A 20,395-nucleotide genomic window follows, 5' to 3' on the forward strand; every position below is an offset into this window, starting at 1 on the left:
CCGGGCCCAGCGACCGCATTTGTCGCAGAATCCGTCCACAGTCCCGCGCGATGCATCCACAGCTTCCACAGGGCTGATGCGGCTGGGGCAGGCTACCGGTTCATGGCCATGCGGTTCGACGAACGCTTCCTGGACGAGATCAAGTCGCGGCTTCGGCCGAGCGACGTGATCGGCAAGACCGTGAAGCTGCGCAAGCAGGGGCGGGAGTACGTCGGGCTGTCGCCTTTCACCAAGGAGAAGACGCCGTCGTTCTACGTGAACGACGACAAGGGCCAGTTCTTCGACTTCTCGTCCGGCAAGACCGGCGACCTGATCACCTTTCTGCAGGAGACCGAGCGGCTCTCGTTCTCGGAGGCCGTGGAGCGGCTGGCGGCGGAGGCCGGCGTGGCGCTGCCGGCGGTGGATCCGCGGGCCGCGGAGGTGGAGAAGAAGCGCCAGGGGCTGGCGGACTGGCTGGAGCTGGCGGCGCAGTGGTTCGAGGCGGAGCTGAAGCGGCCGCCGGGGCGCGAGGCCCGGGCCTACCTGGAGAAGCGCGGCCTGCCTGAGAAGGAGTGGGCGCGGTTCCGGATCGGCTTTTCGCCGGGCGGGCGGACGGCGCTGAAGGACCACCTGGTCACCAAGGGCGCGCGGCCGGCGGAGCTCGTGGACACCGGGCTGCTGATCGCGCCGGAGGAGGGCGGGGCGCCCTACGACCGGTTCCGCGACCGGATCATCTTCCCGATCCTCGATCCGCGCGGGCGGGTGGTGTCGTTCGGCGGCCGGGCGATGGATCCGCAGGCCCGTGCCAAGTACCTCAACGGCCCGGAAACCAGCATCTTCCACAAGGGCCACCACCTCTACGGCCTGTCGGAGGCGCGCAAGCTGCTGGCCGCGGCGCCGGCCGGCGAGGAGCTGCCGCTGCTGGTGGTCGAAGGCTACATGGACGTGATCGCCTGCATCCGGGCGGGCGTGCCTGCCGTGGCCCCGATGGGCACGGCGCTGGGCGAGGACCAGATGGAGATGCTCTGGCGGCATCACCCCGAGCCCACCCTGTGCTTCGACGGCGACCGGGCCGGCCGGCAGGCGGCGGCCAGGACCATGGACCGGGCGCTGCCGCTGCTGAAGCCCGGCAAGAGCTTCAAGTTCGCGATAGTCGAGGGCGGCAAGGATCCGGACGAGGTGCTGCGCGAGCAGGGGCCGGCGGCGCTGAAGGCGCAGGTCTCGAAGACCACGCCGTTCGTCGAGGCGCTGTTCATCCGCGAGCGGGACCTGGAGCCCTACGACACGCCGGAGCGGAAGACGGCGTTCAAGGCGCGGCTGCGCAAGGCCGCGGCGGCGATCGCCGACAAGGACCTGGCGCAGGCCTACAAGGAGGACCTGCTCGCCCGCTACGAGGCGCTGTGGCCGACCCGCGAGCCGGTCTACACGGTGGGCGCGGCGGCGCGGGAGATGTCGCGGGCGCGCTGGGACAAGCGCAAGCCGGTCAAGGCCGGGGCGACGCCGGAAGCCAAGGCCGCCACCGAGAAGATGCGCCGCTCGCCCAAGCCGCTGGCCGCCGCCCTGGCGATCGCGGCAGTGCGCGACCCCCACGTGCTGGACGACGCCATCGAGCTCGTGGACCGGCACGGGTTCGGCGACGAGAAGCTGGACGGGTTCGCCCAGGCCCTGGTGCGCCTGCGCTACGAGACCGACCACCTGGAGATGGACGTGGCCGTCCGCCGGCTGCTGGCCCAGGGCATGGACCCGTCGTTCCTTGCGACCCTGGAGAAGGACGCCTCGCGGGCCGGCGTGGCCGCGCCGTTCCTGGAGGGGCCGGTGGACCGGGCGCGGGTCCTCTGGCGCGAGGCCTTCGACCTGCTGATCCGGCTGGAGAGCCTGGAGCGGGCGGTGGAGGAGGCGACACGGGACCTCTCACGCGACCGCGACTCCTCGACCCTGATCACGCTGAAGTCCGAGCGCGACCAGCTGCGCAAGCTGATCAACTCCGACTGGTCCAGCGGCGACCCGGACGCGCGGCCGCCCCTGCCGCACTAGGGGAGGCGGTCGGCGCCCGTCACACCGGAACCCTCGTCGCGGCGCTCCGTTGGGCCATCGCCGCCCGGAGGGGGCGGCTTCCTCGAACGGAGCATCATCCATGGAAGGCCGGACGGTCCCCGACGTCGTCTTCAGGACGCGGGTTCGCGACGAGAGCGTGGGGGGCGACAACCCCTTCCGGTGGGAGGACCTGGCCTCCCGCGACCTGTTCGCGGGCCGGCGCGTGGTCGTCTTCTCCCTGCCAGGCGCCTTCACGCCGACCTGCTCCAACGAGCAGTGTCCCGCCTTCGAGCGGCTCTACGACGAGATGCGGGAGGCCGGCGCCGACGAGGTGGTCTGCATCAGCGTCAACGACGCGTTCGTCATGTACCAGTGGGGCAAGCACCTCGGGATCGAGAAGGTGCGCCTGATCCCGGACGGGTCGGGACACTTCACCCGCAGGCTGGGGATGCTCATCGACAAGGACCACCTGGGCTTCGGCTACCGTAGCTGGCGCTACATGATGGTCGTGAACGACGGCGTGATCGAGCGATGGTGGCAGGAGCCCGGCATCAACGACGAAGGGTCGGACGACGACCCCTATGTCGAGACCCTGCCGGAGAACGCCATCGCCTACCTGCGCGGCGCCGGCGCCTAGGGAGGCGCAGCCTGCCGCAAAGCGGCCGGATCTGGGGAACATCCGCGGGGCCGGCGGCTTTCGGCACGATGCTCACCTACAACCACGATAGCGTCGGCCTCGGCGATGCCGCGCGGGTGGCCTTTACCCAGACCGGGGCCGGCGCTGACGTCGTGCTGATCCATGGCGCCTTGGCGACACGGGAGGACATGCTGCTGTCCCTCTGTCCGGCGCTCGCGCCCGAGTTTCGCGTGACGGCGGTCGACCGGCCTGGTCACGGCGGCTCCACGCGCAGCGGCTGGACCGGCTCGCCCTGGCGCCAGGCGGCGGCGGTGCATGAAGCTTCCGAGCGCCTCGGCCTTCGCCGGCCGGTCATCGTTGGCCATTCGCACGGTGGCGCGGTCGCGCTCGCCTATGCGCTGCAGTTCCCGGCGGATGTGGCCGGCGTCGTCGCCCTTGCGCCGATCACCTTTCCCGAGTTGCGCCTGGAGCACGTACTGTTCGGGCCGCGCGGGGCGTGGCCCGCAGGGCCCGTGCTCAACCAGGTCGTGTCGTCGACCTCGGACCCGGTGCTGCTTCCCTTGCTGTGGCGCGCGATGTTCCTGCCGCAGGCGATGCCCGCCAGATATGCGGCGGTCTTCCCTTTCGCGGAGGCGGGAAACAGCGCCCACATGGAAGCCGAGGGCGAGGACGCCATCCTGCTCAACCTCGGGCTGGCGCGCAGCGCCATGATGTACGGCGCGTGCAGCGTCCCGGTGCGGATATTCGGCGGCGACCGGGACCTGGTCGTGAACAACGCCCTGCACGGCAGGCTGGCGGCGAGCCTCATCCCGGACGGACATTATGCTTCGCTCCCCGGGCTAGGGCACATGCTGCATCACTTCGCCCAGGAGCCCATCGTCGAGGCCGTGCGCGGACTGGCCTAGCGGCTGCGGATGGCGCGGTTCGGCTGCAAGCGGCGGCCTGCGCTGGCCACCAGCCTTGCCGTCGCAGTCTCGGCCATCAGCCCGATCGCCGCGCCCGCCGCCACGTCGAGCGGCCAATGGGCGCCCTTGCTGACCCGGCTGACCCCGAGCGCCGCCGCTGTCAGAGCGCCATATGGCGTCGTGCCCGGAAAGCTGCGCGCGATCGCCGCCGCCGCGGCCGTGGTCCCGGCCATGTGCCCGGACGGAAAGGACTGGGCGGGCTTCTCGTCGGAGCCGCCCGGGCCCATCTCGTAGCGGCCTTCGTCCAGGAGCACGTTCGGGCGCGTACGCGTCAGGCTCTTCTTGAGGGCGCTCTTCGCCGCGTCGGCTGCAGCGACCGCAAGGCCCACGCGAAGGCCGGCCATGGCCAGACCGGGCCGCCTCGTGACGGCGCCCAGAAGGACGAGGCCGGCCGCCAGGGCGTAGAGCGGCTCCTGATCCCCAAGCTTGCCGGCCTGGGCGGCGAGCCTGGACAGGGGATGGTCGCGGGTCTGGGCCAGCCGGCGACCGACCCTCACGTCGGCGCGTTCGACGGCGTGTGCGGCAGAGCTGAGGGTCGCTGCGAGCGGCTGAGATTCCATCCGGCCGCAACGCCGCCGGCGCAGCGAGGTTCGAGCTTGGCTGTCCCGTGGGGGCTCGACCGAGGTCGTCGCGGGCGCGGAGCGGAACGGCGCCGACGGCCTGGCGGAACACCGTTGCGACAAATTCGCGTGAGCATTTCAAGACGTTAGATAGGACGTATTGCGACCTACGGGGCCGGCTCGCCTTGACAGAGGCCATGTCGAACGCCATCTGGCGTTTGCGGATTTAGCGCGCTTTCGACAGACATCATTGGGCCGCCGCGAAATTCGGGCGCGCCCCCCACGCGGATGAAGATGTCTCCCTCGCTACGCGGAAATCCAGCGGTCGCGCGGTTGCGCCGGCTTCAGGGCTGGCGGCCGGACGAGGCCATGGCGCTGCGGAGGGCAACCTTCGCGGTTGTTTTTCCATGGACACGTCCGCAGTGCGCAGGCCGCTGAGAGCATGACCAGAACGGGAACGAATTAGGGGCACGACGGGTCGTATCGTCGCAACCACATAGCGACCGGCCGTCAGACACCAATTTCTCGGCCCGCGCCTTGCAGGGGCGCGGATGCCGATTTCGGAGAATTCGATGAGCACCAACACGGCCGAAGCGGAAACCCCCGAGACCACCGGTGGCGATGGCCCGCTGCTCGACCTGACGGATGCGGCCGTCAAGAAGTTCATCAAGCAGGCCAAGGCCCGCGGCTACGTCACCATGGACGAGCTGAACAAGGTGCTGCCCAGCGAGGAAGTGACCTCCGAGGCCATCGAAGACACGCTCGCCATGCTCTCCGAGATGGGCGTCAACGTCGTCGAGGCCGAAGAGGACGCCGAGGGCACCGAGGTAGCGACGCGCGAGGAAAGCGCCGTCGTCGAGACCACCAAGGAGCCCGCCTACGATCGCACCGACGACCCCGTGCGGATGTACCTGCGCGAGATGGGCTCGGTGGAGCTGCTGTCGCGCGAGGGCGAAATCGCCATCGCCAAGCGCATCGAGGCCGGCCGCGACACCATGATCCGCGGGCTGTGCGAGAGCGCGCTCACCTTCGAAGCCATCATGGTGTGGCGCGACGAGCTGGCGAGCGGCCGCATCCTGCTGCGCGAGGTGATCGACCTCGAGCAGACCTATGGCGGCCAGGTGGCCGGCGCCGCGGAAGGCGCGCTTGCCGAGACCCAGGCCGAAGCGGCCGAGGAGAAGGAAGAGGCCGAGGCCGTCGAGGGCCAGCCGGAAGGCGAGAGCGACGACGACTTCGACGACGGCGCCGGGCCCACCATCAGCGCGATGGAAGCCGAGCTGCGCGAAGGCGTCATGGCCACCCTGGACGCCATCGCTGCGGAGTTCGAGAGCTTCCGCCTGCTGCAGGAGAAGCTGGTCGCCCAGAAGCTGAAGGGCGAGGACCTGTCCGACAAGGACCGCAAGGCCTACACGGCCGCCACGGGCGCCATCGTCCAGCACCTGAAGACGCTGAAGCTGAACAACAACCGCATCGAGGCGCTGGTCGAGCAGCTCTATGCGATCAACAAGCGCCTGATGGGTCTGGAAGGCCGCCTGCTGCGCCTGGCCGACAGCTACGGCATCAGCCGCACCGAGTTCCTGAAGGCCTACATGGGCCAGGAGATGCGCCCGGACTGGTCCGAGCAGGTGAAGCCGCTGGGCGTGCGCTGGACCAAATTCGCGGAGAACGACGGCGGCCAGATCGCCGAGATCCGCAGCGAGATCGCGGGCCTGGCGCAAGAGACCGGCGTGCCGATCGACGACTACCGCCGCATCGTCCAGACGGTGCAGAAGGGCGAGCGCGAGGCGCGTCAGGCCAAGAAGGAGATGGTCGAGGCCAACCTGCGCCTGGTGATCTCGATCGCCAAGAAGTACACCAACCGCGGCCTGCAATTCCTTGATCTCATTCAGGAAGGCAACATCGGCCTGATGAAGGCGGTGGACAAGTTCGAGTACCGCCGCGGCTACAAGTTCTCCACCTACGCCACCTGGTGGATCCGGCAGGCGATCACCCGCTCGATCGCCGACCAGGCCCGCACCATCCGCATCCCGGTGCACATGATCGAGACGATCAACAAGATCGTCCGCACCAGCCGCCAGATGCTGCACGAGATCGGCCGCGAGCCGACGCCGGAGGAGCTGGCCGAGAAGCTGGCCATGCCTCTGGAGAAGGTGCGCAAGGTGCTGAAGATCGCCAAGGAGCCGATCAGCCTCGAGACGCCGATCGGCGACGAGGAGGACAGCCACCTGGGCGACTTCATCGAGGACAAGAACGCGATCCTGCCGATCGACGCGGCCATCCAGTCGAACCTGCGCGAGACGACTACGCGCGTTCTGGCGTCCTTGACGCCTCGCGAGGAGCGCGTGCTGCGCATGCGCTTCGGCATCGGCATGAACACCGACCACACCCTGGAAGAGGTCGGCCAGCAGTTCAGCGTGACCCGCGAGCGGATCCGCCAGATCGAGGCCAAGGCGCTCAGGAAGCTGAAGCACCCGAGCCGCTCGCGGAAGCTCCGGAGCTTCCTCGACAGCTAACCTGCCGATCTTCTAAGACTCCCCGGCCGCAAGTCCGGGGAGTTTTCATGAGTCCGTCCAAGGTGATCGCCGCCGCTCTTGCCGCGGGCCTTGTGGCGACCGCCGTGCAGGCTCAACCGCTCGACCGTTCCGCCGAGAACATCCGGGCGCACATGGCCTTCCTGGCCAGCGACCTCCTGGAAGGCCGCGAGGCCGGCAGCCGGGGGTACGACATCGCCGCCGAGTACGCGGCCGCGGAGTTCCGCAAGCTGGGGCTGAAGCCGGCCGGCGATGGCGGGACCTATTTCCAGCGCGTGCCGATGGTCTCCTACCGGGCCGCCGACAAGGGCCAGTTCGTGCTGAAGGGCGCCGACGGCCGCTCGATCGAGATGGTCTGGGGCGAGGACCAGGTGGTGAGCCGCAACGCGGCGCAGGCCGAGACCCGGGTCTCCGCACCGCTGGTGTTCGTGGGCTATGGCGTCGTGGCGCCGGAGCGCGGGCGCGACGACTACGCCGGCCTGGACGTCCGGGGCAAGATCGTGGTGGCGCTGGACGGGGCGCCGCGCGGCTACCAGACGGAGGAGCGGGCCTACTACCGCTCCGGGCGCACCAAGCGCCTGGAGGCCGAGAAGCGCGGGGCCGTGGGCTTCATCTCCGTGGAAACGCCCACCAGCGAGAAGCTGTCGCCCTTCGCCAACATGACCCGCAGCTGGCAGAGCTGGAGCATGAGCTGGCGCGAGCCGTCGGGCGCGGCCTTCGTGATCGCGCCGGCCACGCCGCAGCTGGCGACCGTCAGCGTCAAGGGCGCGGCCAAGCTGTTCGCCGGCGCGCCGGTGGGGCTGGAGCAGGTCTATGCGGCGGCCGAGAGCGAGGCGGGGGATCCGCCGCGCTTCGCCCTGCCGCGCACCGCCGAGGTGGTGATGCGCACCGAGCGGCAGGACAGCGAGAGCCGCAACGTCGCCGCCCTGCTGGAGGGCTCGGACCCCAGGCTGGCGCGCGAGACGGTGGTGCTCTCGGCGCACCTCGACCACGTGGGCGTGCGCCGCGGCGAGGAGGCCGACCGGATCAACAACGGCGCGCTGGACAATGCGGCGGGCGTGGCGACCACCTTCGAGGCGGCGCGGGCGTTCGTGGACTCCGGCAGGCGGCCGAAACGCTCGGTGCTGTTCCTGCTGGTGACGGCGGAGGAGAAGGGGCTGGTGGGCGCGGAGTACTTCGCCCGCAACCCCACCGTGGCGCGCGAGGGCATGGTGGCCAACGTCAACCTCGACATGCCGATCCTGACCTACGACTTCGTCGACGTGGTGGCGTTCGGCGCCGACCGCTCGGCGATCGGTCCGGCGGTCCGGCGGGCGGCCGGGCGGATGGGGGTGAAGCTGTCGCCCGACCCGATGCCGGAGGAGGGGCTGTTCACCCGCTCGGACCACTACCGGTTCGTGGAGGCCGGCGTGCCCTCGACCTTCCTGATGACCGGCTTCGGGAACGGCGGCGAGGCGCAGTTCCGCGGCTTCCTGGCCAAGTGCTACCACAAGCCCTGCGACGACCTCTCCCAGCCGATCAGCTACGCGGCCGGGGCGAAGTTCGCGAAGATCAACTACGAGATCGCCCGCGAGCTCGCCGACGCCCCGCAGCGCCCCGTCTGGAACCCCGGCGACTTCTTCGGCGAGAAGTTCCGGCGCCGCGGGCAGGCCGCCGACCGCTGAGCCACGCAACCGGCGGTCACGAGATTGGCGGCCGCGGTCATGGCGGCTCGCCGCGGGCTGGCTAAGCTGGCCCCATGTCCGAGCGCTCAGCGCCAGCCGTAGTTGAAGCTCACCGAGATCCGCGGCTTGCGGGCGCGGTTGGCCGGCACCTCGTGCCTGAGCCAGCTCTCCCACATCAGCACCGTGCCGGGCGCCGGCTGCAGGTAGACGAAGCTCTGGGCGGCCTCGGGCGCGTCCGGCAGGCGAGGGGGCGCGGCCATCATCATCGGCAGGCGCGGGTCCTCGACCTTCAGCGCGCTGGCGCCCTTCGGCGTCGAGACGTAGACCGTGCCGGAGATCACGCTGTGCGGGTGGATGTGGCCCGAGTGTCCGGCGCCGGGCGCGAGCACGTTGACCCACAGGCTGTCGAGCCGCAGCCGGCCGCGGCGAAGGTCGAGGTGCAGCTGTTTCGCGAACGTTGCGGCATGCTTGTCGAGCTTCTTCTTCAGCTCGGCGAAGACCGGGTCGCGGAGGGGCAGATCGTCCAGCGAGGCGTAGGATGTGTAGCCGCCGTAGCTGTGTTCGCGGCTCCAGGCCTGGCCCGCCGCATCCTCGTCCGCCAGCATGCGGCACGCAGTTTCCAATTCGACGTTGAAATTTTCGAACAGAGGGTGCGTGCTAAGCGTCGCCTCGTAGATCGCAGTGGGAAAGAGAAGCCTCAGCGCCATGGAGCGGCGCTAATCGTCCCGGGCCGGAATGTCAAAGCGGCTTCACGGCTGGCGCTGCGGACGAACGATTGTTAGACAGTGATTTGAAAAGACGGCCCGCCGAGTGAAGGCGCAGGCCCGGGGGAGCGAAGAATGATCAGGACTGTTGCGGCGCTCGCCGTGGTTGGGATGGTGCTCGCGGGTGCGGGCCAGGCGGAGGCGCAGGCGCGCCGACCCGCGGCGGCGGCCTACAAGGCCCCGCGTGGCCCGGACAAGGTGCACCCCGACCTGAACGGCGTGTGGCAGGTGATGAACACCGCCAACTGGGATATCGAGCCTCACGCGGCGCGCGCTGCGCTGCAGATGCGCCCGGGTCCGGTGGTGCCGGTGCCGGCGAAGGAAGTGGTCGCCCTGGGCGCCGTGGGCTCGGTCCCGGCCGGCCTGGGCGTCGTCGAAGGCGGCGAGATCCCCTACACGGCGGAAGCCCGCAAGATCCGCGACGAGAACCGTCAGGACTACCTGAAGCGCGATCCGGAGGTGAAGTGCTACCTCCCGGGCGTCCCGCGCGCCAACTACATGCACCTGCCCTTCCAGATCTTCCAGTCTGAGAAGGCGATGCTGATCGCCTACGAATACGCCGGCGCCGTGCGCAACGTGCTGTTCAACGACCCGGGCCCGGCCCCGGTCGACAGCTGGATGGGCCAGTCGGTCGGCAAGTGGGAAGGCGACACCCTGGTGGTGACCGTGACCGGCCAGCTGGACCGGACCTGGTTCGACCGGGCGGGCAACCACCACTCCGACCAGATGAAGGTCGTCGAGCGCTGGACGCCGGTCGGCCCCAACCTGATGCGCTACGAGGCCACCATCACCGACCCGGGCACGTTCACGCGGCCCTGGAAGATGAGCATGAACCTCTACAAGCGGCAGGGCGAGGATGCCCGCCTGCAGCAGTTCAAGTGCGTCGAGTTCGTCGAAGAGCTCATGTACGGGCACCTGCGCAAGGAGCCGCTGAAGTAGGACGCGAGGCGCCCGGGACCCCCGGGCGCACCTTTCCGCTCAGGTTTCAATGTTGTAGAAACGGTTTCGAACGGACTCAGGAACGGTTCATCCCGGCCCAGTCATCTTAAGAAACTGAGATAGTCCGCGCTGGAGGCGCTCCATGAATTTTCGTCGGTTTATCGCTCCTACCCTCATCGGCGGCGCCCTGGTCGCCGCAGCCGCTCTCGGCGTGCAACAGGCTTCGGCCCACCACGCCTTCGCGGCCGAGTTCGACGGCAAGTCGCCAGTGCTGCTGCGCGGCAAGGTGACCAAGGTCGAGTGGATCAACCCGCACGCCTGGGTGCACATCGACGCGGTGACGCCGAACGGCGTCCAGAAGTGGATGGTGGAAGGCGGCACGCCGAACACCCTTCTGCGCTCGGGCATCAACCGTGACTCGCTCAAGGCCGGCACCGAGATCGTGGTGCGCGGCTACCAGTCGAAGGACAAGGCCTGCACGCCCATCTGCAAGGCGAACGGCCGTGACGTGACCTTCCCCGACGGCCGCAAGCTGTTCATGGGCTCGTCCGGCACCGGCGCGCCGAAGGACGGCTCGGACCCGACCGAGAAGAAGTAGGCTCGGCGCACAGCCAGATACGAAGAGGCCCCGGAGAGCGATCTCCGGGGCCTTTTTCGTCTTCGCCGAAGGGGCCGGGCTATTTCTTCTCCGCCGCCTCCTGCGGGGCGATGATGAACTGCTGGTGGCAGGCGACGCAGACCTCGTAGAGGCGCCCGCCGGTGTCGAACACGCCCTTCTTGTCCTTCGCCTCGGCGGCCTTCTTGGCCTCCAGCGCGCGGACCGTCATCAGCTTGGCGTGCCTGTTCCAGTCGGCGACGGGTTCGCGCGCCCGGTCGGGGAGCATCAGCAGGTTGCCGGCCTCGGCGACAATCACCGCGCCGTCCTCGACGACCTTCCAGCCCTCCTCGGTGGTGGGGGACAGGTCCCGCTCGCCGGCCTCCGTCACCTCGGTGCCGGCCCCGCGCCAGACCATGAAGGCGCCGGGGTCGACGACGTGGGCCATCAGCTCGGCCATGTCGACGCTGGAGGTGTCGTACTGGGTCTTCTCGGCCTTGGGCGAGCAGGCGGCGAGCGCGAGAACGGCTGCGCCGGCGAGCAAGGGCAGGATACGCATGTGGGCTTCCCCTGGACGGACGCGCGTGACCCGCGTCTTCAAGGCGGCGATTTTGGCCTGCGCCGTATGCGGGGTCCAGCCCCGCGGCCTCACCGCGACTGGATCGCGAGGAGCGCGCGCCACATGTCGTCGGCGAAGCGGATGACCTGCAGGTTGGCCCGGAACTCCTGCTTGGCGGTGACCTGCTCCACGGCCTCGTGCACGTAGTCGACGCTCTCGTCGAAGCCCATGCGCGAGACGCGCTCGGCCGAGGCGGCGAGGCGATTTCCGGCGGCCACGAGGCCGCGACTGGCGGTTGCGAGCACGTCCATGATGCAAGCCTGCCGCAATGGGGTTAAGGGTTCGCGTCGAGGGATGGTGAACGGAGACGAGCTATGAAGCCTTGGACGCCCCTGGCGCTCGGGCTGGCGCTGACCGCCGGCGCCGCCTATGCCCAACCCATCAACGAGAACCCGCCGACCACAACGATCCAGTGCATCGACGTGAGCGGCCGCAGCATCCCGGCGCGCTGCCAGGTGCCGGCGAGCCGCATCGACCAGCGCGAGGACATCTGCCTCTGCGACGACGGCCAGCGGGTAGAAGCCTCGATCTGCCCGGCCGGGGTCAGGGAGCCGGCGGAAGGCGTCGCCCTGATGCGGGCGCGCCGCGAGGCCCTGCGGACGAACCGCAGCCTGGTGGGCGCGACCTTCCGCGGCCAGCCGATGTGCGTGGCCCCGCGCCAGAACGGGACGCGGCGCTAAGCGCAGCTAGGGCCGGTCGGCGTGGCTGGTCTCGCCGCGCTTGCGGCCGCCAGGCGCGGGCTTCTCCTTGTGGACGGTGGTGCTGCCGGCGGGGTTCGCGCCGGACGCGCCCGACTTGCCCTTGCCGCCGCCCGCGCCGGCCGACTTGGCGTTGCCGCCGCCGGTCTGCGCCGCCTTCTTCGAACCACCCTTGGTGGGGGTGTCGGGGGAATCCTTCCGCTGAGCCATGCGCTCGCCTCCTCGAATGGGTTCGAGGGACAAACCGGCGAGCACGCGGGGCGTTCCGCGGCTACTGCCCGAGCGCGGCGTAGACCTGCTTCTGGAACATCGGCAGCAGCATGCGCCCGTTGGGCCGCGCCTGGCTGGCCATCTGGGTGACCGCCTCGGGCCCCAGCGGCATGGAGTCCTGGATCAGGTAGATCGCGACGACCTCGTTCACCGGATCGGCCTGCCACCAGGTCCCGAAGGCCCCCGGCCAGCCGAACGAGCCGGCGGGGCCCGCGCCGAAGAAGCCGATGTTGGCGGGATCGAGGATCATCGACACGCCGAGGCCGAAGCCCTGGGCGGTCCAGAACGGCAGGCCGAGGAAGGGGATCTGGCGCTGCGCTTCGGTGAGGCGGTTCTGCGCCATCAGCTCGACCGTCTCGGCCTTCAGCAGGCGCACGCCGTCCTTCTCGCCCTTGCCCAGCAGCATGCGGGCGAACTGCAGGTAGTCGTCGGCCGTGGAGATCAGGCCGCCGCCGCCGGCTTCGAAGGGGATCGGCTGCTCGGCGTGGGGGTAGGAGACGTCCTTCAGCCCGTGCTCGCCCAGCTGGTACAGCTTCGCCAGGCGCTCGCGCTTCTCCGGCGCGATCCAGAAGCCGGTGTCCTTCATGCCGAGCGGGCCGAAGATCCGCGCCTGCAGCACCTCGCCCAGCGGCTTGCCCTCGATCCGCGCCACCAGGAAGCCCAGCACCTCGGTGGCGTGGCTGTAGTGGAAGCGTTCGCCCGGGGGATAGGTGAGGGGCAGGGAGCCCAGCGCCGCGAGCCATTGGTCGACGGTGAGCGGCGTGCCGAGCGGCGGGCCCAGCGCCTCCTCGTGGGCGTGAGCGATGGGGCCCTCGGAGGTGAAGGCGTAGGCCAGGCCCGCGCGGTGGGTGAAGAGGTCCTCCACGGTGATCTCGCGAGGGGAAGGGTAGGTAGCCTCCACCGGACCGGTGGGGTCCTTCAGGACCTGCATGTCGGCGAACTCGGGGAGCCACCTGGTGATCGGGTCCTCGAGCCGGAGCTTGCCCTCCTCGATCAGCATGAGGGCGGCCACCGAGGTCACCGGCTTGGTCATGGAGGCGATGCGGAACAGGGTGTCGCGCTGCATCGGCGCCTTCGTCTCGACGTCGCGATAGCCGGCGGTGTTGAGCTGGACGATCTGGCCCTTGCGCCAGAGCAGCGTCACGACGCCGGAGAGCGCGCCCTGGTCCACGAACCCCTGCAGGGTCGGCGGGATCTGCGCCAGTCCTTCGGGCGTGAACCCGCCCGGAGCGTCTTCGCCGTACATGCTGCCTCCTGATCGTCGTTCAGGAGGAGCATGCGCAGGGCTGACGCAGGGGCGTCAAGCCGGGCGTTCCCCACGGCGGCGCCAGCGGCGAAGCCGTTCTTCAACACGAAGACCACAAAGGACACGAAGAGCACGAAGGCGCCCCGCGCGCCTTCGTGAGCTTTGCGGTCTCCGTGGTCTTCGTGCCCGGTTGCGCTGACGCGCGGCGGTTCACTGCTCGGTGGGCGCCTCGTAGGTGGCCATCATCTCGCCCTTGGCGATGGTGCGGGCCTTGAGCGCATTGAGCAGCTCGTTGTGCGGGGTGTCCGGGCCCATCGGGATGGTGTCGTTTAGCGCGAAGACCTGGAAGTAGTAGCGGTGCACGCCGTGGCCGGCGGGCGGGCGTGGGCCGAACCAGCCGTGGCCGCCCATGCCGTTGCGGCCCTGCACGGCCGACTGCGGCGAGACCAGCTCGCCGTCGTTGGCGAGGCCCTCGGGGAGCGCCGTGACCTCGCCGCGGATGTTCCAGATCATCCAGTGGATGAAGGGCAGCTCCTGCGGGGCGTCAGGGTCCTCGACGATGATCGCCCAGGCCTTCACGTCCGGGACGTTGGTCCAGTTCAGCGGCGGGGAGATGTTGTCGTGATAGGCGGAGTGGCGGTCCTCCAGCCGCCCGTCCGGCCGCTGGGCGGTGGAGGTCACGACGATCCCGGTGTCGAGGATCGGGTCCACCCGCATGATGGTCAGGGACTCGCCGGAGTGCTCCGGATGATGCTCCTGCTCGCTCATCGCCGTCTCCCTTGTCCGAGGCTTGCCCGCAAAACCGGCGGGCGAGGGGAGAGGTTTCGCGCGCCGTCTCGCGCGGCGTGCTGCGGCGCAACGGGGCCTTGGCGAGGGCAGGGCCATGTGAGCGCCGAACCGCTTACGACATGAGGCGTTGAACCCTCGGACTGACGCAAGGTCAAGATTGTTGCGGCGCGACATTGAACGCCGCCGCCGCCGTGCGTATATGCGCCCGATCCGGCCCGGGGGCCGCCGACGACGAGGATCTCGCCGCCATGCTCTTGACCCTCATGAAGGCCAAGCTGCACCGGGCCACCGTCACCCAGGCCGACCTGGAGTACGAAGGCTCGATCGCCATCGACCGGGACCTGCTGGACGCCTCCGGCATCCTGCCGCACGAGCAGGTGGACGTGCTGAACATCACCACCGGCGCGCGCTTCACCACCTACGCCATCGAGGCGCCGCGCGGCTCGCGCACCATCGGCGTCAACGGCGCCGCCGCCCGTCTCGTCCAGAAGGGCGACAAGGTGATCGTCGTGACCTATGGCATGCTGCCGGCGGAAGAGGCGCGCAACTATGCGCCGACGGTGGTGTTGCTGGACGATGGGAACGAGATCAAGAAGGCGGCCTGAGGGCCTCATCCCGCTCATTGCGGCCGGCGCCGTGGCGCTCGCCGCCTGCTCCCCCGGGGCGCCGGAGGGCGTAGATCGCGCGACCCTCGACGACGCGATCTCGCGGGCGATCGGCCTGCCCAACACCTGCCTGATGATCGCCGAGCTCGACGGCGGCGACGTCGTCTACCGCTACAACTCGGCCACGGCCTGCGCCAACGCCTGGCCGAGCTGCGAGCCCGCGGGCGGGACGCGGAAGCTGAAGGACCTGCTGGAGCAGACGGTGAAGGACCGCCAGCCCAGGACCGCCTCCTGCGACAGCCGCGACCCGGCCCGCAACGTGGCCTGGGCCGCCGGCCCCATCGCCGGCAAGCCCCTGGTCTACGCCGCGGTGATGGAAGGGGAGCCGGAGCGCACCTTCCCCGGCATGATCATGGCCGACCGGATCGCCGCCGCCTTCCGCCGCGCGAAGCTCACCCCTAGCGGGTGACCTCGTAGAGGCCGGTCACGTCGACGCGGACCTTCATCTCGCCGGCGGAGACCACCGTGTCGGCCTTCTCCATGCGCATGGCCGCGACGGCGCCCACCGCCATCGGCGGGGGCATGGGGTAGGAGGCCGTGCCTTCCGACAGGGTCACCAGGCGGGCCACACGGTGGCCCGTGGCGCGCGCGTAGAGCTCGGCCTTGGCGGCCAGCGCCTTCACGGCGGCCTCGCGGGCGGCGTTCTCGGCGGCGGTGGGGTCGTCGAGGCCGAACTGGATGCCGTGCACCTGGTTGGCTCCGGCGGTGACGGTGGCGTCCACCGCCTTGCCCAGGCCCGTCAGGTCGTGGACCGTGACGGTGACCATGTTCTGCGCCTGGTAGCCGGTGAGCCGCGGCGGCTGGTTCTGCTCGTAGGCGTACTGCGGGTTGAGGTTGAGCCCAGAGGTCTGGATGTCCTTGGCCGCGATCCCGGCCCGCTTCAGGGCCTCGACCACCTGGGTCATCTTCAGCGCATTGGCCTGCATGGCGGCCTGCGCGGTGCGGCCGGAGGTCATGACGCCCAGCGAGATGGTGGCCATGTCCGGCTGCACGCGGGTCTCGCCGTAGGCGGCGAGGTTCAGGGTGGTGGCGCGGAACATGGTCTCGGCGGCGGGCGGCGGGGCCTGGGCGAGCGCCGCGGCGGGTGCGGCGCAGGCCAGGAGCGCGGTGAGCGCCGCGGCGCGCATGAGGGTGTTCATCGGGATCTCCCAGGAGGACGGTGATCCCAGGGTGGCAAGCTGGACCTGAACGCAAGCTTTAAGGGCCGTGCAGCCCATGGTAACCGCCGGTGCGCCTTCGCTGCTGGGGCCTGTAGCTCAATGGTTAGAGCCGGCCGCTCATAACGGTCTGGTTGCAGGTTCGAGTCCTGCCGGGCCCACCAGCGTACCTCGCCCCAAGCGCCGCGGCCGGCCTCCCAAGAGAGCAGCTCGCGCCAGCTTGTTGCGATGCCTTTGCTGTTCGTCGCACTGCGTCGGGCGAGGAAGCGTGCTGGCGTGAGCACATCGAGCAGCACTCGAGCGGTGCGATCGTTGATGGACCGACTGGCGCCGCTGGTGCGCGGGTTCGGAACCCCTGAGCGGCCTGTGGCATTCCAAGCTTCGCCATAAGGAGACGTGGATTGCTACTGGAGCCCGGGACGACGTGCTGGCGCGTTGAGCGCACCCCACGCGCCGCGGTGATCATCGACATGGCGGACTACTTCACCGCCGCCAAGGCGGCGATGTTGAAGGCGCGCCGCTCCATCTACTTCTTGAACTGGGCTTTCGATCCTGACACCGCCTTCGATCCGCAGCCGGGTGGCGAGAATCCCGAGAGCGATCTCATCGGGGCGTTCCTGAAGCAGCTGGCCGAGACGAAACCGGAGCTCGACATACGGCTGCTCTGCTGGAAGGCCTCGCTGCCGATCTCAGCAACCCAGAACTTCTTCACCTTGAAGGACCGAAAGTGCTTCGTCGGGACCACGGTCTCGATGAAGCTGGACGGCAGCCTGCCGCTTGGCGCCAGCCATCATCAGAAGATGATCGTCATTGACGACTGCTTCGCCTTCTGCGGGGGCGGCGACATCGTCCCGGACCGTTGGGACACGCCATGCCATGAGGACGGGGATGCTCGACGCTTGCAGAAGAAGCGCAAGTGTTACCCCTCGCGCCATGAGCTGATGAGCGCCGTGGAGGGTCCGGCGGCCAGGGCGCTGGGCGAACTATTCCGTGAGCGATGGAAGCGAGCCACAGGAGAGGAGATCGCGCTGCCCGAGAGGCCCCTGAGGTACTCTCCCTGGCCTGCCTGCCTCAAGGCGAACCTCGGACCTGTCGCCGCCGGGATCTCGCGGACCCAATCTGCCTATCGGGATGCGCCAGAGCTGCGGGAGAATGAGGCGCTGTTCCTGGCGATGATCGCCCAGGCCAGGAAGCTCATCTACATCGAAAACCAATACATGACCTCGCCGATCATGGCCGAGGCCCTGGCCGCGCGGCTGGAGGAGCCCGATGGGCCCGAGGTCGTGCTCATCTCGACGCTGCACTGTCCAAGCTGGTTCGACCAGATGACGATGGACCGGACGCGGAGCGCCTTCCTGAAGCGCCTTGAGCTCTCCAACAAGCACCGGCGGCTGCATGCGTTCTGCCCCGTCACGGCGGGGGGCAAGATCATCATCGTTCACGCCAAGCTGGCCATCATCGACGACGACGTCGTGCGCATCGGGTCCACAAACCTCAACAACAGGTCCTCCGGGTACGACACCGAATGCGATCTGACGCTGGAGGCGTCTGCACCAGGAGCGGCCACTGCTCGGCTCCAGATAAAGGCGCTCCGCAACCAGGAGATCGCCCACTGGCTGGGAGTCCAGGCCAAGGACGTGGAGGCCGCGGTAGCCAAGGGGGGAGGCCTGGGACCTGCGATCGCCCTGCTCCAAGCGGGCGGCGCGCCGCGTCTGCAGCGGCTGGAGCCGCAGCCCCTTGGGCCGCTCGCGACTTTCATCGCGGCGCATCACATAGGCGATCCGATCGAGCGCGCAGACGCGTGGCGCCCTTGGCGACGAAGGCGCGCCATGGCTGCGAAGCTAAGGGCGCAGAAGCGGAAGCTCGCGTCCGCTGGTCTGCGCACACCGCGTACAGGAGCAATCAAGCGGGTCGTCTGATCCTGGCGCGGCCAGTTGGTCAACCGGTCGTGAGCTGACATGGACCCGCTGATCTAATCCGGACCTCGGGCACCCGGGCGTCGACTTGAGGGGCGTGAAGCGCGACCGCCGCGTCCGATAATCCACCGGGATCGCGGCCGAGCCGTTCTGAATCGCTTCAGGAACTCGGCACGGTTCGACCCGTGCCAGCGCCCACGCGTAGCTCAGGGCCTTGCGGCGCTCGCGAAGCCCGCAAGCCTCGTCGGATCAGAGTCGCAGGACGTGCTTGGCGATGATGTTGCGCTGGATCTCGTCCGATCCACCGGCGATGCTGGCGGCGCGGCCCTCCAGGTAGCGAACCGTTTCCGGCTGGGCCCAGTCCGGCCCCACAGTCTCCGGACGCCCCGTTATTTCAGGAAACCAGGGGGCGGCGTACGGGCCTGCACACTCGACGAAGAACTCCGTCATGCGCTGGACGATGTCCGTCCCTTTGAGCTTGAGGAGGGAGGATTGGGCTCCCGGCGCGGCTCCCGCCTCGACCTCGGAGAGCGTGCGAAGCTCGGTCATGGCCAAGGCCTCAAGCTCGATCTCCGCCCAGGCCAGCCGGGCGGCGAAACCCGGATCGTGCAGCAAGCTACCCTCGCCACGGCTGCCGGGTAGCCCCGCGGCCGCCTCGCGGATGCGCCTCACCAGGTCGAGTGAGAGGGAGACGAACGCCTGGCCGGTTCGCTCGTGGGTGAGCAGGCCCTTGGCGACGGTCCAGCCTTCTCCCTCCCGGCCAACCCGGTTCTCGAGCGGTACGGCGACGTCGTCGAAGGTCACCCGGTTGAACATGTGCCGGCCGTCGATGGAGACGATCGGATGCACCTCGACGCCTGGGCTATGCATGTCGAGGAGCAGGAAGGTGATCCCGGCCTGCTTCTTCGGCTCGTCCGACGTCCGCGTGAGGCAGAACATCCAGTCCGCCTGGTGCGCGTTGCTCGTCCAGATTTTCTCACCCGTCACCAGGTATCGATCACCCTGCAACACGGCGCGGGTGCGCAGGGAAGCCAGGTCGGACCCCGCTCCCGGTTCGGAGTAGCCCTGGCACCAGCGGACCCGGTTGTGGAGGATGTCGGGAAGGAAGCGCGCCTGCTGCTCCGGCGATCCATAGGCGAACAGGATGGGCGCCAGCATTCCCATGCCCATCCCGCCGACCTGCGACGGGAGGCCGGCGGCGGTCGTCTCCCGTTCCCAGATGAAGTGCTGGGTGGCTGTCCAACCCGGGCCGCCGAACTCCACGGGCCACTTGTTCGCCGCCCAACCGCGGGCGAGCATCGCGGCGTGCCAACGCGCTTCGTGTTGCGATGTGCCCTCGTACGCCTCGCCGTCCGGGAAGGTCTCGACGATCAGCTCGCGCACCTGGGCGCGAAAGGCCAGGTCATCGGCGGAGAGGCTAAGGTCCATAGACGAGGTCGCTCGGTTATTTTATAAGTCGTCAATAGGCGCTTGCGCGCCGTGGTCAAGACAGGAGCGGGCCCATGAGCGCCACTGAAGCGTTCGCTGCGGAGGAGCTCGACGGGGTCCTCGTGGGGCCGGTCAGGCGCCCCGTGAACGTCTCCCGGGCCGACAAGGGGTCGATCCACGACGACGACACGGCCCAGGCGCTAGGCTTCCGGGGTGGCACGGTAGCGGCCAATATCCATTTCGAGCAGTTTCCGCCTCTGTTGCTGAAGCGCTTTGGACCGCAGTGGTGGCGCACCGGTGGACTGTCGCTGCACTTCCTCAGCCCGACGACGCACGGGGAGCCCGTCAGGGCATTCGTAGGTCCCTCCGAAGCGGGCCAACTGCCGCGCGCGACCGCCTGGATGGAGACGGCCGAAGGCGTACCTGTCTGCGAAGGCACAGCCTGGGCAGGGGGCGACGATCCCAATTCGGCCCTCAGGCAGCGGCTGGCTGGCCTTCGGCCCGCCGCCGATCTGCGGATGCTCGCCGCCTCCAAGGTGGGTGACGAGGTCCACGACGTGCCAAGCCGCCTGGACAGTGTCCGCGCGCTGGCCCGCCTTGAGGGCATCACCGAACCCCTGCCCGAATATCGGGAGCGAAAGGTGGCCGCTCCGGCCGTTGCGATCGATGCGCTGCGCGCGGTCGAAGGCCCGCTATTCCGCTCCGACGCGGAGGCGGTCGGCATGTTCGGCGCGATCGAGCTGCAGTTTCTCGATGGCCCGATCCGGCTGGACCACGACTACCTCGCCGATGGCCGCGTCGTGGGCCTGTCGGAATCGCCGAAGACCGAGATCGCCTGGTACGAGAGCGTTCTTCGGGAGGCCTCCACCGGCCGCCGCGTCGCGCGCCTCCTCATGATGAGCCGCCTGCTCAAGGCCTCCTCGCCGCTCTGGGCCTGAG

Annotated in this window: 21 protein-coding genes and 1 tRNA gene; 13 read left to right on the forward strand and 9 right to left on the reverse strand. The window is 69.2% G+C overall.

Annotated features, from left to right (window positions below; all coding sequences use genetic code 11):
• The first annotated feature begins 108 nt into the window (after positions 1-108).
• The 3 genes from dnaG (at position 109) to VIL76_RS07165 (ending at position 3,555) form a co-directional block, all read left to right on the forward strand.
• The gene (gene dnaG, locus VIL76_RS07155) at positions 109-2,013 is read left to right on the forward strand and encodes a DNA primase (protein ID WP_332044547.1); all 1,905 of its coding nucleotides are present in this window, start codon (positions 109-111) and stop codon (positions 2,011-2,013) included.
• 100 nt (positions 2,014-2,113) lie between these two features.
• Complete coding sequence (locus VIL76_RS07160; RefSeq protein ID WP_332044313.1) at positions 2,114-2,650, forward strand: peroxiredoxin; 537 nt, start codon at positions 2,114-2,116, stop codon at positions 2,648-2,650.
• 68 nt (positions 2,651-2,718) lie between these two features.
• A complete protein-coding gene (locus tag VIL76_RS07165; protein WP_332044314.1) occupies positions 2,719-3,555 on the forward strand; it encodes an alpha/beta hydrolase in 837 nt (278 codons plus the stop codon).
• On the opposite strand, the gene VIL76_RS07170 is transcribed toward VIL76_RS07165, so the two are convergent.
• A complete protein-coding gene (locus tag VIL76_RS07170; RefSeq protein WP_332044315.1) occupies positions 3,552-4,112 on the reverse strand; it encodes a phosphatase PAP2 family protein in 561 nt (186 codons plus the stop codon). The genes VIL76_RS07165 and VIL76_RS07170 overlap by 4 nt on opposite strands.
• A gap of 635 nt (positions 4,113-4,747) precedes the next feature.
• Here VIL76_RS07170 and rpoD point away from each other — a divergent pair.
• Both rpoD and VIL76_RS07180 read left to right on the forward strand, forming a co-directional pair.
• Positions 4,748-6,688: an RNA polymerase sigma factor RpoD gene (gene rpoD, locus VIL76_RS07175; protein ID WP_332044316.1), complete on the forward strand. Its 1,941-nt coding sequence runs from the start codon at positions 4,748-4,750 to the stop codon at positions 6,686-6,688.
• 47 nt (positions 6,689-6,735) lie between these two features.
• Positions 6,736-8,370 carry a M28 family metallopeptidase gene (locus tag VIL76_RS07180; RefSeq protein WP_332044317.1) on the forward strand — a complete coding sequence of 545 codons (1,635 nt, stop codon included), beginning with the start codon at positions 6,736-6,738 and terminating at the stop codon, positions 8,368-8,370.
• 86 nt (positions 8,371-8,456) lie between these two features.
• On the opposite strand, the gene VIL76_RS07185 is transcribed toward VIL76_RS07180, so the two are convergent.
• Entirely contained in the window at positions 8,457-9,077 is a 621-nt protein-coding gene (locus VIL76_RS07185) for a TIGR02466 family protein (protein WP_332044318.1), read from the reverse strand.
• 132 nt (positions 9,078-9,209) lie between these two features.
• Between VIL76_RS07185 and VIL76_RS07190 the strand changes: the two genes are divergently transcribed.
• Complete coding sequence (locus VIL76_RS07190) at positions 9,210-10,073, forward strand: hypothetical protein (protein ID WP_332044319.1); 864 nt, start codon at positions 9,210-9,212, stop codon at positions 10,071-10,073.
• A 142-nt stretch (positions 10,074-10,215) separates the two neighbouring features.
• Positions 10,216-10,671 (forward strand): DUF6152 family protein, encoded by a 456-nt coding sequence (locus VIL76_RS07195; protein WP_332044320.1) that lies wholly within the window; start codon positions 10,216-10,218, stop codon positions 10,669-10,671.
• A gap of 79 nt (positions 10,672-10,750) precedes the next feature.
• Here the strand turns inward: VIL76_RS07195 and VIL76_RS07200 are convergent, their stop codons facing one another.
• Together VIL76_RS07200 and VIL76_RS07205 are read right to left on the reverse strand one after the other, a co-directional pair.
• Positions 10,751-11,227, reverse strand: a complete 477-nt coding sequence (locus VIL76_RS07200) for a hypothetical protein (protein WP_332044321.1) — start codon at positions 11,225-11,227, stop codon at positions 10,751-10,753.
• 89 nt (positions 11,228-11,316) lie between these two features.
• A complete protein-coding gene (locus VIL76_RS07205) occupies positions 11,317-11,538 on the reverse strand; it encodes a flagellar hook protein FlgE (RefSeq protein ID WP_332044322.1) in 222 nt (73 codons plus the stop codon).
• Between the two features lie 63 nt (positions 11,539-11,601).
• Between VIL76_RS07205 and VIL76_RS07210 the strand changes: the two genes are divergently transcribed.
• Positions 11,602-11,967 (forward strand): hypothetical protein, encoded by a 366-nt coding sequence (locus VIL76_RS07210; RefSeq protein ID WP_332044323.1) that lies wholly within the window; start codon positions 11,602-11,604, stop codon positions 11,965-11,967.
• Between the two features lie 6 nt (positions 11,968-11,973).
• Here the strand turns inward: VIL76_RS07210 and VIL76_RS07215 are convergent, their stop codons facing one another.
• From VIL76_RS07215 to VIL76_RS07225, 3 genes are all read right to left on the reverse strand, one after another.
• Positions 11,974-12,195 (reverse strand): hypothetical protein, encoded by a 222-nt coding sequence (locus VIL76_RS07215; protein ID WP_332044324.1) that lies wholly within the window; start codon positions 12,193-12,195, stop codon positions 11,974-11,976.
• Between the two features lie 61 nt (positions 12,196-12,256).
• Complete coding sequence (locus VIL76_RS07220) at positions 12,257-13,501, reverse strand: serine hydrolase domain-containing protein (RefSeq protein WP_332044325.1); 1,245 nt, start codon at positions 13,499-13,501, stop codon at positions 12,257-12,259.
• Between the two features lie 210 nt (positions 13,502-13,711).
• Positions 13,712-14,269 carry a YbhB/YbcL family Raf kinase inhibitor-like protein gene (locus VIL76_RS07225; RefSeq protein ID WP_332044326.1) on the reverse strand — a complete coding sequence of 186 codons (558 nt, stop codon included), beginning with the start codon at positions 14,267-14,269 and terminating at the stop codon, positions 13,712-13,714.
• A 269-nt stretch (positions 14,270-14,538) separates the two neighbouring features.
• On the opposite strand from VIL76_RS07225, the gene panD reads away from it, so the two are divergent.
• Together panD and VIL76_RS07235 are read left to right on the forward strand one after the other, a co-directional pair.
• Positions 14,539-14,895, forward strand: a complete 357-nt coding sequence (gene panD / locus VIL76_RS07230) for an aspartate 1-decarboxylase (RefSeq protein WP_332044327.1) — start codon at positions 14,539-14,541, stop codon at positions 14,893-14,895.
• Between the two features lie 31 nt (positions 14,896-14,926).
• The gene (locus VIL76_RS07235) at positions 14,927-15,364 is read left to right on the forward strand and encodes a hypothetical protein (protein WP_332044328.1); all 438 of its coding nucleotides are present in this window, start codon (positions 14,927-14,929) and stop codon (positions 15,362-15,364) included.
• Here the strand turns inward: VIL76_RS07235 and VIL76_RS07240 are convergent.
• Complete coding sequence (locus VIL76_RS07240; RefSeq protein WP_332044329.1) at positions 15,354-16,094, reverse strand: SIMPL domain-containing protein; 741 nt, start codon at positions 16,092-16,094, stop codon at positions 15,354-15,356. The genes VIL76_RS07235 and VIL76_RS07240 overlap by 11 nt on opposite strands.
• A gap of 106 nt (positions 16,095-16,200) precedes the next feature.
• Here VIL76_RS07240 and VIL76_RS07245 point away from each other — a divergent pair.
• Both VIL76_RS07245 and VIL76_RS07250 read left to right on the forward strand, forming a co-directional pair.
• A tRNA-Ile gene (locus VIL76_RS07245) sits at positions 16,201-16,276 on the forward strand.
• Positions 16,277-16,513: 237 nt separating this feature from the next.
• On the forward strand, positions 16,514-18,031 hold the full coding sequence (locus VIL76_RS07250) for a phospholipase D-like domain-containing protein (protein WP_332044330.1): 1,518 nt from the start codon (positions 16,514-16,516) through the stop codon (positions 18,029-18,031).
• A 246-nt stretch (positions 18,032-18,277) separates the two neighbouring features.
• Here VIL76_RS07250 and VIL76_RS07255 read toward each other — a convergent pair whose 3' ends face one another.
• Positions 18,278-19,456, reverse strand: coding sequence for an acyl-CoA dehydrogenase family protein (locus tag VIL76_RS07255; RefSeq protein WP_332044331.1), 1,179 nt, complete (start codon positions 19,454-19,456; stop codon positions 18,278-18,280).
• Between the two features lie 74 nt (positions 19,457-19,530).
• Between VIL76_RS07255 and VIL76_RS07260 the strand changes: the two genes are divergently transcribed.
• Positions 19,531-20,394, forward strand: a complete 864-nt coding sequence (locus VIL76_RS07260) for a hypothetical protein (RefSeq protein ID WP_332044332.1) — start codon at positions 19,531-19,533, stop codon at positions 20,392-20,394.
• Position 20,395 lies beyond the last annotated feature (1 nt).

The sequence above is a fragment of the Phenylobacterium sp. genome (assembly GCF_036563285.1).
In the GTDB taxonomy this organism is placed as follows: domain Bacteria; phylum Pseudomonadota; class Alphaproteobacteria; order Caulobacterales; family Caulobacteraceae; genus Phenylobacterium.